Annotated in this window: 9 protein-coding genes; 5 read left to right on the top strand and 4 right to left on the bottom strand. The window is 67.3% G+C overall.

From position 1 onward, the window contains the following. Positions 1 to 54 precede the first annotated feature (54 nt). Positions 55 to 912, bottom strand: a complete 858-nt coding sequence (locus NX780_RS13085) for a D-glucuronyl C5-epimerase family protein (RefSeq protein ID WP_258828309.1) — start codon at positions 910 to 912, stop codon at positions 55 to 57. A 131-nt stretch (positions 913 to 1,043) separates the two neighbouring features. Next, entirely contained in the window at positions 1,044 to 3,320 is a 2,277-nt protein-coding gene (gene rfbD, locus NX780_RS13080; RefSeq protein WP_258828308.1) for a dTDP-4-dehydrorhamnose reductase, read from the bottom strand. 232 nt (positions 3,321 to 3,552) lie between these two features. Here rfbD and NX780_RS13075 point away from each other — a divergent pair, with 232 nt between their 5' ends. Continuing rightward, the gene (locus tag NX780_RS13075; RefSeq protein ID WP_258828307.1) at positions 3,553 to 3,789 is read left to right on the top strand and encodes a hypothetical protein; all 237 of its coding nucleotides are present in this window, start codon (positions 3,553 to 3,555) and stop codon (positions 3,787 to 3,789) included. A gap of 86 nt (positions 3,790 to 3,875) precedes the next feature. On the opposite strand, the gene NX780_RS13070 is transcribed toward NX780_RS13075, so the two are convergent. Continuing rightward, positions 3,876 to 5,276 carry a class I adenylate-forming enzyme family protein gene (locus NX780_RS13070; RefSeq protein WP_258828306.1) on the bottom strand — a complete coding sequence of 467 codons (1,401 nt, stop codon included), beginning with the start codon at positions 5,274 to 5,276 and terminating at the stop codon, positions 3,876 to 3,878. 42 nt (positions 5,277 to 5,318) lie between these two features. Continuing rightward, the gene (locus NX780_RS13065; RefSeq protein ID WP_258828305.1) at positions 5,319 to 6,389 is read right to left on the bottom strand and encodes a substrate-binding domain-containing protein; all 1,071 of its coding nucleotides are present in this window, start codon (positions 6,387 to 6,389) and stop codon (positions 5,319 to 5,321) included. A 128-nt stretch (positions 6,390 to 6,517) separates the two neighbouring features. Here NX780_RS13065 and NX780_RS13060 point away from each other — a divergent pair, with 128 nt between their 5' ends. From NX780_RS13060 to NX780_RS13045, 4 genes are read left to right on the top strand one after another with little or no spacing between them, the layout of a single operon-like run. Next, the gene (locus NX780_RS13060; protein ID WP_258828304.1) at positions 6,518 to 8,221 is read left to right on the top strand and encodes an NAD(P)H-dependent oxidoreductase subunit E; all 1,704 of its coding nucleotides are present in this window, start codon (positions 6,518 to 6,520) and stop codon (positions 8,219 to 8,221) included. Next, on the top strand, positions 8,218 to 11,019 hold the full coding sequence (gene fdhF, locus NX780_RS13055) for a formate dehydrogenase subunit alpha (protein WP_258828303.1): 2,802 nt from the start codon (positions 8,218 to 8,220) through the stop codon (positions 11,017 to 11,019). The genes NX780_RS13060 and fdhF overlap by 4 nt, the downstream gene beginning before the upstream one ends. Then, positions 11,016 to 11,894, top strand: coding sequence for a formate dehydrogenase accessory sulfurtransferase FdhD (locus tag NX780_RS13050; RefSeq protein WP_258828302.1), 879 nt, complete (start codon positions 11,016 to 11,018; stop codon positions 11,892 to 11,894). The genes fdhF and NX780_RS13050 overlap by 4 nt, the downstream gene beginning before the upstream one ends. After that, a complete protein-coding gene (locus tag NX780_RS13045) occupies positions 11,894 to 12,601 on the top strand; it encodes an ABC transporter permease (RefSeq protein WP_258828301.1) in 708 nt (235 codons plus the stop codon). The genes NX780_RS13050 and NX780_RS13045 overlap by 1 nt, the downstream gene beginning before the upstream one ends. Positions 12,602 to 12,603 lie beyond the last annotated feature (2 nt).

Here is a 12,603-nt window from a genome sequence, read left to right as displayed (position 1 = left end):
AATTTGAACGCGCGGTCGGCGAAGCGTGATCTGGTCCACCGGACCAGATCACCCCTACGCCAGCTGCTGGTTGAGCCAGGTGCGCCCGCGCGACACCAGGTAAGTCGCGTGGAAGCGCGGGCCCTTGCGGTAGCCCTGCCACTTCAGGGTGGTGCGCTTGAAGGCCTCGCGGCCCGTCATCTCGTACAGGGCCCAGAGCTGCATGATGTGGTAGAGGTGGTAGTTGGAACTCGCCACATAGCCCGTCAGGTCGTAGGCGCTCCAGTAAGCCAGGTCGTAGCGGTGCAGGTTGGCCTCCAGGCTCAGGACACCCTGGCGGAACAGTTCGCAGGCACGCGGCGCCTTCCCCGTTTCGCCCAGGTCGTAGAGGCCGGCCAGCGCCGTGATCAGGCCGTTGAGGACCAGGTTCGGCTCCACGCCGGGATACTCCTCGAAGCCGATTCCGCCGTCGGGAAAGCGCGCCTGCACGCCGCACTGGCTGGACGGCAGCTCGAAGGGCCGCATCGCCTTGCGCGCCACGCGCAGGAATTCCTCCTTCCCCGTGATCGCATGGGCCCTCGATAGCACCGACAGCATGCGGCCCTGTCCCAGCGCCGAGATCCACGGCGGCGACAGGTGCGCATGCGGGCAGCTATAGGGGAAGGTGTAGGGAAAGATGAAGCTGTCCGCGCTTTCCTCGCCGTGCAGGACGATCCATTCGCTGACCCGCAGGAACAGCAGCAGGTCTTCGAGCCGCCCGAACTTGAGCCAGCGCGAATGGTGGTAGAGCGCGAAGTGGCAGATGAAAGTGATGTTGTAGTAGAGCCCCGTCGGGTAGCGGTAGCGCGGGATGCCGTCCTGGTCGAAATCCAGGCGGTCGTACATGCCGATGCGGACGTCCTTGTACCCGAGATCGATGTAATACGCGTTCATGGTTCACCTCGCTCTGTGCATTGGTCAATTAAGTACCTGCAAGGCAAAGTTGACATTGTGATATCTCACAAGAGCAAAAAAAACGCGCACCGACAGGTGCGCGTTATCCAGCAGGGGTAAGTCCCCGGGGCTCAGCTCGCGTAGTGCGCCGCCTCTCCGGGCTGCTCCGCATCGCGGCCGTGGGCCCGGTCCTGGACCGCTTCCACGTAGCGGCGCAGCGCGTCGTCCAGCGAGGGCAGCATCAGTGCGCGTTCGCTCGAGAGCGCGCTGAATTCCGGCCGGCGCGCCGCATGGCCACAGCTTTCGCTCGACACCACCTCCAGCCTGGACGAATCCACGCCCGCCGCATCGCAGGCGCGCCGCGCCAGCTCGGCCCAGGTCACGGCTTCGGCGTTGGTGAGGTGCCAGACGCCCCGCTCGCGGTCGATCAGGAGGTCGAGCGAGACGTTGACCAGGTCCGGCACATAGGTGGGCGAGACCACCATGTCGCCCGCCGCCTGGAAGGGCTGGCCAGCTTCGAGGCTATTGAGGGCCTGGGTCACGAAGTTGTGGCGGTCCCAGGGGCCGAAGAAGGCGCTGGTGCGGATCACCAGGGCCTGCGGATCGGCATCCAGCACGCGCTGCTCGGCTTCCATCTTGCTGCGGCCGTAGACGCCCAGCGGGTTCAGGGCGTCCGACTCGACGTAGGGCGCGCCCTTGGTGCCGTCGAACACCAGGTCGGTCGAATAGGTCATGAAGCGCAGCTGGTGGCGGATGCAGGCCAGGGCCAGCACCGTGGGCCCGAGGGTGTTCTCGCGCATGCAGCGCTCGGCATCGCTTTCCGCCTCGTCCACGCGGACGTAGCCGCCGGCATTGATGATGGCCCAGGGCTTGTAGCGCTGGATGGCGCTCTCCACCGAAGCGGGGTCGGTGATGTCCATCTCCTGGCGGTTCAGGACCTGGTAGGCCAGGTTGCGCTTCTCGCAGATGTGCGCGAACGCCGACCCGAGCGTCCCGGTGGCGCCGGTGATCAGGATCGGCTGCACCACATTCGACTTGAACTGGCTGCGGATCGCGATGTCCGCCACCGCGGTGCGGGTCGCCACCGGCTTGCACAGGAAGCGTCCCGGACGGCGCCACCAGCCTTCGCCCTGCAGCACGGGGCTGGACAGCGGGCGTCCGGTGGCGAGCTCGCGCATCAGGGTGGCCACCGCGGTCGGGCGCGGTTCGCCGCCGCGCACGTCGAAGGGGCCCGGCTCGTAGTAGCCGCGGCATTCGGTGACCAGGCAATTCCAGTCGTAGGAGCCCAGCAGGGCCCAGACCGTCACGGCGCGCACGTCGGCGCCCTGCTGGCGCGCCTTGCGGGCGGCGTTCCAGATCTCCACCAGCCAGCGCAGCTGGTCTTCGCGGTTGGCGTCGATGTGGGCCTCGGTGATGGCGATCGGCAGGCGGTAGCGCTCCCAGGTCTCCATCAGCAGGGGCGCGATGCCGGGCGTCGGCGTGGCCAGCGCGCGCGGGGTCTCGATGTCGGCATGGGGGACGCCGCGGTAGACGTGGCGGCGCGATTCCGGATAGCGCTCCGGACGGTGATCCAGCCAGCGCTCGCTGGTCGCGTAGTAGTTGACGCCGATGACGTCCGGCGGGCAGGGATTGTCGCGGAACCAGCGCAGTTCTTCCGGCGTCGCCTTCGACTCCATCAGGTAGTTCCACAAGGGGTGCTGTTCGTCGATCGTCCCGCACAGCAGGTCCCAGCTCAGCCAGCGGCGGTCGTTGAAGAAGGTGGTGATCTCTTCCATTTCCGGCGTGCCGTAGGTCTTCGACAGGTCGTCGGTCTGGACCAGCTTGGCGTCCGGGTTGACGGCGCGGATCGCGCGCATCGACAGCACCACCGCGCGGCACTGGTTGATGAGGGCGCGGACAAAGGTTGCCTCGTCGCTGCCGTGCGGGTACCACACGCCTGCCAGGCCGGAGAAGCGCGCCGTGGTCAACGGTTCGTTGACCGGGGTGTAGTACTCGACCCAGGGGTAGCGTGCGGCTACCGCGCCGGCGTACTCGGCGAGCTTTTCGGGGAAGGCGGGATCGACCAGGCTGGTATGGCGCGGGCCGCTGCCATGGTGGATCAGGCCGACGATCGGGTTGACGCCCAGGTCGCGCAGCGCGGGCAGTCGCTCGTCGGACCAGGTCCAGTCGGCCGATTCGATGCCATCGGGCGCGGTGCGCTCCCACAGCACCGGATAGCGGACCGCCTTGATGCCGAGCGAAGCGAAACGTTCGATGTCCTGCAGGCGCTCGGCATGGCCGTTGCGGTCCATCTGGCTGAAGTAATTGTCGCGTACACGGTTGACCGTGCATTCTAGTCCGCCCCACAGCGCCAGTTCAGGGGCGTCATTCGAGAGGAAAGTGGTCTGGGAATCCATCGGAGTGTTCATGTTCTGACCCGCTTTTATGAAGACAGGCTCCAGCCTAATTGCCACGTGCGACGGGTTGTGTGAAGTAGCCCACATAAAAAGGCTTTTTCGGACAAGTCCTACGTTTTGTAATCATGTTCTTCATTTCTGCGCTTAACTTCTGCTAACTGGAAATTCTTGAGGATCGACAGGAAACAATCGGTGCGCCGGGCGGACTCCGTTCGGGCGACAATGCGGCAAACAGGAGAGTGTGATGTACATGGTGTATTGGACGATCGTCGACGAAGACAGGTGCACGCCGCACGAGAAGCTGTTCGAGACGACGGAGATGGTGGGGGCGATGCAGTTCATGGAAGAGCTGCGCAAGCGCCAGCGCGAAGGCGAGGGGGTGCGCTTCGTGACGATGTGTTCGGAGCATCCCGACCTCGTCGGGAACCCGGGTGTCGACGTGACGGGGCCCGATTACAACTGGAAGAAGCGCCGCCGGTAGGGTGGTCGGGTCTCCCGACCACCCTACCGGCCATCGAGTCACAACGCACGGGTGATTTGAACGCGCGTTCGGCGAAGCCGAACACCCTACAACAGCCGGTGCTTCAGCACCTTGCCGCTGGGCGCAGCCGGCAACGCATCCATGAAGACGATCCGCGAGGGCCGCTTGTAGGGCGCCAGGCGCGGCACGAGCCAGTCCTGCAGCGCCTGCGCATCGACCGCTTCGCGGGTCTCGACAAAAGCGAGCACTTCCTCGTCCCCGTCCGCGGCAGGCCGTCCCACCACCGCCGACTGCAGCACACCCGGGTGGCTACCCAGCGCCGCCTCGACCTCCGGCGGGTAGACATTGAAGCCGGAGCGGATGATGAGCTCCTTCAGCCGTCCCTGTATGAACAGGGCGCCGTCCTCGCCCATGCTGGCCAGGTCGCCGGTCGCGAGCCATCCGTCGGGCTTGAGTGCCGCCTTTGTTGCCGTCGCGTCCCGGTAGTAGCCGGCCATGACGTTCGGCCCGCGCACCCACAGCTCTCCCGACTGCTCGATGCGCACCTCGACCCCGGGGATCGGATGGCCGACCGAGGTGTCCGCGCGTGGCGCGTCGAGGCGGGTCTGGCACACGGTGGGTGCGCTCTCGGTGAGACCGTAGCCGTTGTGCAGCGGCAGCCCGAACAGGTCTTCGACCGAGCGCTTGAGCCGTGGGTCGAGCGGCGAGCCACCGGCGTAGCAGAAGCGCAATGTCGATGCGACCGGGCCCGGCCCGGCCAGCGCCAGCAGGCGCGCATACATGGCCGGCACGCCCTGCACGATGGTGAGTCCGTTTGCGCGGATCTGCGCCAGCAGCGCCGCGGCGTCGAAGCGCGCAAGCAGGTGCAGGCAGGCGCCGGCGTACAGGGTGCCCAGCATCACCGAGGTGAGGCCGTAGACGTGCGAGATCGGCAGCACGCCCGCCGCCCGGTCGCTCCGAACCAGGCCGCGCAGGCCGCTGGATGTGGCGGCGACAAACAGCAGGTTCGCGTGGCTCAGCATCACGCCCTTGGGGTTGCCGGTGGTGCCGGTGGTGTAGACCAGGGCGGCGATCTGTGCGCCATCCGCGCGCCTTGGCTCCGGTGCCGTGTCCGCATCGAGCGGGCCAGCCGCCACGCCATCGCTGGTGGCATGGATCACGCGGCGCGGCGTGCAATGTGCGCGGATCGCGGCCAGCTCGCCTTCGCTGAGGCGGACGTTGACGTTGACGCTCCAGGCGTCGATGCGCGCGATGGCGAACAGCAGTGCGACCTGTGCGGCGCAGTTTTCGGAGACCAGCATGACGCGGTCGCCCGCCCGCACGCCGAGCTGGCGCAGCCAGTCCGCCTGGCGTTCTACCTCGTGCTGTAGTTCGCCGTACGACCAGGTGCGCGCGCCATCGACGAGCGCGGGCGCGAGCGGCGCGCGCTGCGCATTGATGCGCACGATGTCGTCGATGCGCGCGGGAAGAGTAGCCAGGTCGATCATGAGGGCCTGCTTTATACCCGCATGCTCGCCAGCCTGCAAGGCCTACAGCGAAAACGCTTCCCGTATCGACAGCACCGCACCGGTCCCCGTGGGGTCGTAGCCCGGCAGCGCCGCCACCAGCTTGTGGTACGCGGGCTGGCGCATCAGCTCCAGCAGCTGGCTCATGGCCGCTCCCTCGAGGGCGTCGCGGCGCAGTGCGAAATAATAGGTTTCGCGCAGCAGGGGAATGAAGTCGAGCTTGAACTGCGCGCTCGCCGCGCGCATGCCCATGCCGGCATCGGCCATGCCGCTGGCGATGTAGGCGGCCACTGCGGAGTGGGTGAACTCGGCGCTGTTGAAGCCATTGATGGACTCGAACGCCAGGCCTTCCGCCGCCAGCATCATCTCGAGCAGCATGCGGGTGCCCGAGCCGGCCTGGCGGTTCACGAAGCGCACGTCCGCGCGGGCGAGGTCGTGCAGGCCGCGCAGGCCGAGCGGGTTGCCGCGCGCCGTGATCAGGCCCTGCTCGCGGCCCGCGACCCGCACCAGGCAGTGCTGCTCCGGATCGAGCCAGCGCAGGTACCAGGCCACGGTCGGCGCCTGGAAGCGCCCGATCGGGACGTGAAAGCCCGCCAGGTCGCAGTCGCGCCGCGCCAACGCCATCACGGCGTCGGTGCTGGTCCGGTAGCGCGAATCGATGGGTAGCGTGTCGCGGTCGACGCAGCCCATCAGCGCGGCCACCGCGAAACCGTGGCTGGCGTCCAGGCGCAGCGGCCGCGTGCGGCCGGCCGTGATGCGTCCCAGTTCCACTTCGAGTTCGGAGGCCAGGCTTTGCAGGGTGGGCGAAAGGCGCGCGGCGATGCGGCGGTCGGCCCAGACGAGCTTCTGCGCCAGCGGCGTGAGCTGGGTGCCGCGTCCGCGCCCGGTGTGCAGCAGCTGTTCGCCGAACAGTTCCTCGGCCGCGCGCAGCAGGCCCCAGGCGTAGCGGTAGGACAGCTTCACCGATTTCGCGGCCTGGGCGATCGAGCCGGTGTCCTGGATGGACAGCAGCAGGCCGAGCAGGTCGGCGGTATCGAGGGGCGCTTCGCCCCTGACGCTGATCTCCCAGTGTGGACGGATGTGGATGGTAAACATATGCTAAAAATAGCCTATTTTTATCAGAAAAACAGCGTGTTACGCTGCCGGGACATGGAAACATTCGGCGACATAATAGGCTTTTTAAAGCATATTTCGGATTAATTTAACACCAGCAGGGACGGACCATGAACCACCCCATCATTCCGATCGCACCCGCCGGCCCCAGCCGCCAGCGCAAGCGCGAAGCCCCGAAAGGCCGCCACGTTGAGCCGCAAGCCCTCCTCGAAGTTCAGGGGCTGCTCGGCACCGCATCGCGCCAGCGCGACCTCCTGATCGAGCACCTGCACAAGATCCAGGACCATTTCGGCTGCCTGAGCAGCCAGCACCTGGCCGCGCTCGCACAAGAGATGCGCCTGGCCCAGGCCGAGGTCTACGAGGTCGCCACCTTCTACCACCATTTCGACGTGGTGAAGGAGGGCGAAGCCGCCACCGCCGCGCTCACGGTGCGCGTATGCGCCGGCCTGTCCTGCGAGATGGCGGGCGCGCGCACGCTGCTGGAGAAGCTGCCTGCGCTGCTGGGCCGCGAGGTGCGCGTGCTCGAGGCTCCCTGTGTCGGCCGCTGCGAACAGGCGCCCGCGGCGGTGGTGGGGCAGCATGCCGTGCCGCAGGCGACGCTCGAGACCGTGCTCGCCAAGGTCGCCACCAGGCAGGTGAGCGACGCCGTCACCACCCACATCGACTACGCCGCCTACCGTGCCGCCGGCGGCTACGCGCTGCTGCGCGACTGCATCGAGGGCCGCCGCGACGTCGAAAGCGTGATCGCCACGATGGACAGCTCCGGCCTGCGCGGCCTGGGCGGCGCAGGCTTCCCGCTCGGTCGCAAATGGCGCATCGTGCGGGCGGAAGCAGGCCCGCGCCTCATGGCCGTCAACATCGACGAAGGCGAACCGGGCACCTTCAAGGACCGCTTCTACCTCGAGCGCGACCCGCACCGCTTCCTGGAGGGCATGCTGATCGCCGCCTGGGCGGTCGGCATCGAGGCCATCTACATCTACCTGCGCGACGAATACCATGGCTGCCGCGCGATGCTGGAAGCGGAACTGGACAAGCTGCGCCTTGACCCTCCGGTGCCCGGCATGCCGCCGATCTACCTTCGCCGCGGCGCCGGCGCCTATCTCTGCGGCGAAGAGTCGGCCATGATCGAGTCGATCGAGGGCAAGCGCGGCATGCCGCGCCTGCGTCCGCCCTATGTGGCCCAGGTCGGCCTGTTCGGCCGCCCCACGCTGGAACACAACTTCGAATCGCTGTACTGGGTGCGCGAGATCCTGGAGCGGGGAGGCGAGTGGTTCGCCAGCCACGGGCGCAACGGCCGGCGCGGCCTGCGCTCCTTCTCGGTCTCGGGCCGGGTGCGCGAGCCGGGCGTGAAGCTGGCGCCCGCCGGTATCACGATCCGCGAACTGATCGACGAATACTGCGGCGGCATGCTGGACGGCCACGACTTCTATGCCTACCTGCCGGGCGGCGCCTCGGGCGGCATCCTGCCTGCCTCCATGGGCGACATCCCGCTCGACTTCGACACCCTGCAGCCCCATGGCTGCTTCATCGGCTCGGCCGCCGTGGTGGTGCTGTCGAACCACGACAGCGCGGTGGACGCCGCGCGCAACACGATGGCCTTCTTCAAGGATGAGTCCTGCGGCCAGTGCACGCCCTGCCGCAACGGCACCGCCAAGGCGCTCGACCTGATCCGCCGGCCGCAATGGGACACGCTGCTCCTGGGCGAGCTGTCGCAGGTGATGCGCGACGCGTCGATCTGCGGCCTTGGACAGGCTGCGCCGAACCCGGTCGATTGCGTGATCAAATACTTTCCACATGAGTTAGTGCAGCCATGAACGCTCCTACCCCAGTCGTCACTTTCGAACTGAACGGCCGCGAAGTCCAGGCCCTGGCGCATGAAACCCTGATCGAAGTCGCCGCGCGCGAAGGCATCGAGGTGCCGCGCCTGTGCTACAAGGAGGGTTTCGAGGCGGTCGGCAACTGCCGCTCCTGCATGGTGGAGATCGATGGCGAGCGCGTGCTGGCGCCTTCGTGCTGCCGCCACCCGAGTGCAGGAATGAAGGTCAAGACCGACAGCCCGCGCGCAGTCGCGGCCCAGAAGATGGTGCTGGAACTGCTGCTGGCTGACATGCCCGAAGCGGAATACACCCGCAAGAACGAGGTCGACCTGTGGGCGGATAAACTTGGCGTCGGCAAGCCGCGCTTCGCCGCCACCCGCGCCCAGCCGCAGTTGGACGCGACCCACGCCGCCATCACCGTCAACCTGGACGCCTGCATCCAGTGCACCCGCTGCGTGCGCGCCTGCCGCGACGAGCAGGTCAATGACGTCATCGGCCTGGCCTTCCGTGGCGAAGGCGCGAAGATCGTTTTCGACCAGGACGACCCGATGGGCGCCTCCACCTGCGTGGCCTGCGGCGAATGCGTGCAGGCCTGCCCGACCGGCGCCCTGATGCCGGCGCGTGGGGTGGCGCTGAACATCCCGGACAAGCAGGTCGATTCGGTCTGTCCCTATTGCGGCGTCGGCTGCCAGCTGACCTACAACGTCAAGGACAACAAGATCCTCTACGTGGAGGGCCGCCAGGGCCCGGCCAACCTGGGCCGCCTGTGCGTGAAAGGGCGTTACGGCTTCGACTACGCCCACCACCCGCATCGCCTGACGAAGCCGCTGATCCGCCGCGAAGGCGCAGCAAAAAGCGGCGACTTCACCATGGACCCCGACCGCGTGCTGGAAGTGTTCCGCGAAGCGAGCTGGGAAGAGGCCCTCGAACTGGCCGGCGGCAAGCTGGCGCAGATCCGCGACCAGCACGGCGGCGCGGCCCTGGCCGGCTTCGGCTCGGCCAAGGGCAGCAACGAGGAAGCCTACCTGTTCCAGAAACTGGTGCGCACGGGCTTCCGCACGAATAACGTCGACCATTGCACGCGCCTGTGCCACGCCTCCTCGGTGTCGGCCCTGCTGGAAGGGATCGGCTCGGGCGCGGTGTCGAACCCGGTCATGGACGTGACGCGCGCCGAGGTGATCGTGATCATCGGCGCCAACCCGACCGTCAACCATCCGGTGGCGGCGACCTGGATCAAGAACGCCGTCAAGACCGGCGCGAAGCTGATCGTGATGGACCCGCGCCGCTCCGAGCTGGCGCGCCACGCCCACCGCTTCCTCCAGTTCAAGCCGGACACCGACGTCGCCCTGCTCAACGCGATGATGCACGTGATCGTCACCGAAAAACTGGTGGACGAAGCCTTCATCGCCAGCCGCACCATCGGCTACGCCGAGCTGCAAGCCAATGTGGCCGACTACAGCCCCGAAGCGATGGCGCCGATCTGCGGCATCGATGCGGAGACCATCCGCTACGTCGCGCGCCTGTATGCGACGTCGCAAGGATCGATGATCCTGTGGGGCATGGGGGTGTCGCAGCACGTGCACGGCACCGATAACGCGCGCTGCCTGATCGCACTCAGCCTGATGACGGGGCAGATCGGCCGCCCCGGCACCGGCCTGCATCCGCTGCGCGGACAGAACAATGTGCAGGGCGCCTCGGACGCCGGCCTGATCCCGATGATGCTGCCGGACTACCAGCGCGTCGACAATCCGGCCGCGCGGGCACGCTTCGAGCAGGCCTGGGGCGCCACCCTCGATCCGAAGCCGGGCCTGACCGTGGTCGAGATCATGGACGCGATCGATGCCGGCCAGGTGCGCGGCATGTACATCATGGGCGAGAACCCGGCCATGTCCGACCCCGACGCCAACCATGCGCGCGCCGCGCTGGCCGTACTGGAGCACCTGGTGGTGCAGGACATCTTCCTCACCGAGACGGCCTACCTGGCCGATGTGATCCTGCCCGCATCCGCCTTCCCGGAGAAGACCGGCACCTTCACCAACACCGACCGCCTGGTGCAACTGGGCCGCCAGGCCATCGATCCGCCGGGCGAGGCGAAGCAGGACCTGTGGATCATCCAGCAAATGGCGAACCGCCTCGGCCTGCCCTGGAACTACGGCCACGTATCGGAAGTGTTCGACGAGATGCGCCGCACCATGGCCAGCATCGGCGGCATCACCTGGGAGCGCCTGGAAAGAAACGGTGCGGTCGTTTACCCCTGCATGAACGAGGGCGACGTCGGCCAGCCGGTCGTGTTCACCGAGCTGTTCCCGCGCGAAGGCGGCAGGGCGCGCTTCGTCCCGGCCGACATCATCCCCGCCGACGAGCGGCCCGACGGCGAGTATCCGATGGTCCTGATCACGGGGCGCCAGCTGGAGCACTGGCATACGGGCAGCATGACGCGCCGCGCCACGGTGCTGGATGCGATCGAACCCGATCCGGTGGCGCTGGTCCATCCGCTCGACATGGAGCGCATGGGCATCAGGCCGGGCGAAGCCATCACCATCGCCTCGCGCCGTGGTGAGGTGGTGCTGTATGCACGCGCGGACGACAGCTCGCCCGTGGGCGCGATCTTCGTGCCCTTCTGCTATTACGAAGCGGCCATCAACCGCCTCACCAATGCGGCGCTCGACCCCTTCGGCAAGATCCCGGAATTCAAGTATTGCGCGATCAAGGTGACGCCGGGCGGGGAGGTCGCACCGCAGGGCAGCTACGGTGGCGGCCAAATCCTGGCCGGCATGGCACAATTGGCAACATGAACCACCAGGAACCGCCACGCTACCGCCCTGAACTGTCCCAGGCCAGCGCCCGCCTTACGCACGAGGTGAGCGCGCTGGACGAGCGTGGCCGTCCGTCCCGCATTGCCATTCCCGCCGAGCGCCCGCTCACGGTCTACGTGGACAAGCGCGAGATCGTCACCCTGATGACCCTGGGCGGAGCGCCGGAAGCCCTGGTGCTGGGCTACCTGCGCAACCAGCGCCTGGTGCGCACCTTGGAAGACATCGTGTCGATCCAGGTCGACTGGTCGGTCGACGCGGTGGCGGTAGTGACCCGCAACGGCATCCTCGACGTCGAGGAACGCACCGCCAGGAAGGTAGTCACCACGGGCTGCGGCCAGGGCTCGGTGTTCGGCGGGCTGATGGACGAGGTCGACCAGATCGCGCTGCCCAAGGAAGCTCGCCTGCAGCAATCGGTGGTCTACCGCATCGTCGAGACCATCCGCACCCAGCAGTCGATCTACAAGCAGGCCGGCTCGGTGCACGGCTGCGCGCTGTTCTCGCATGATGGCGAGCTGCTGTATTTCGTCGAGGACGTCGGCCGCCACAATGCGGTGGACGCCATCGCCGGCCTGATGTGGCTGGACGCCGTGGAAGGCGCCGACAAGGTCTTCTATACCACCGGACGGCTGACCTCGGAAATGGTGATCAAGGGCGCGCAGATGGGGATTCCCTTCCTGCTCTCGCGTTCCGGCACCACGCAGATGGGCCATATGGTGGCCGAAAAGGTCGGCATGTCGCTGCTGGCGCGCTGCTCGGGCAAGCATTTCCTGCTGCTGGCCGGGCATGAGCGCCTGGTGTTCGACCCCGATCTGCTGGAACCCCTGAACGCGCCCCGGGCAGCACGGCTGGCCTGATGTCCCTGTTCGACGCCATCACGCACGCTTTCTGGCTGCTGTTCTCGGGCGACGCCGCGCTGTGGCACATCGTCTGGGTCTCGCTCAAGACCAGCATCCTGGGCCTGGTGCTGGCCGCGCCGCCGGCGGTCTTCCTCGGCTACGTGATCGCCATGCATCGCTTCCCGGGCCGGCGCATCGCCGTCTGGATCGCCCAGGCCGCGCTGTCCTTGCCGACGGTGCTCATCGGCCTCCTGCTCTACCTGCTGCTGTCGCGCCGCGGTCCCATGGGTGGCCTCGAATGGCTGTTCTCGCAGCAGGGCGTGATCCTCGGCCAGATGGTGATCGGCCTGCCGGTCCTGCTGGCGTTTACCCTGGCCGCCGTGCAGGCGCTCGATCCGCGTTACGCGGAGACGGCGGTCGCGCACGGGGCCTCGCGCTGGCGCGTGATGACCACCGTGCTGCACGAGGCGCGCTATGGCGTGATGGCCGCCGTGATCAGCGGCTTCGGGCGCGTGATCTCGGAAGTCGGCTGTGCGCTGATGGTGGGCGGGAATATCGAAGGACAGACCCGCACCATCACCACGGCGATCGCGCTGGAAACCAGCAAGGGCGAGTTCGCGCAAGGCATTGCGCTCGGCATCGTGCTGGTGACGCTGGCGCTCGTGATGAACGGCGTGCTGGTGCTGCTGCAGGGCGAGGCGAATACGGCGGGGGGACGGATGTGAGC

The organism is Massilia agri (genome assembly GCF_024753255.1).
Lineage (GTDB): Bacteria > Pseudomonadota > Gammaproteobacteria > Burkholderiales > Burkholderiaceae_D > Telluria > Telluria agri.
Note: the sequence above shows the minus strand (reverse complement) of the source record. Positions and strands in the feature narration are given on the sequence as shown.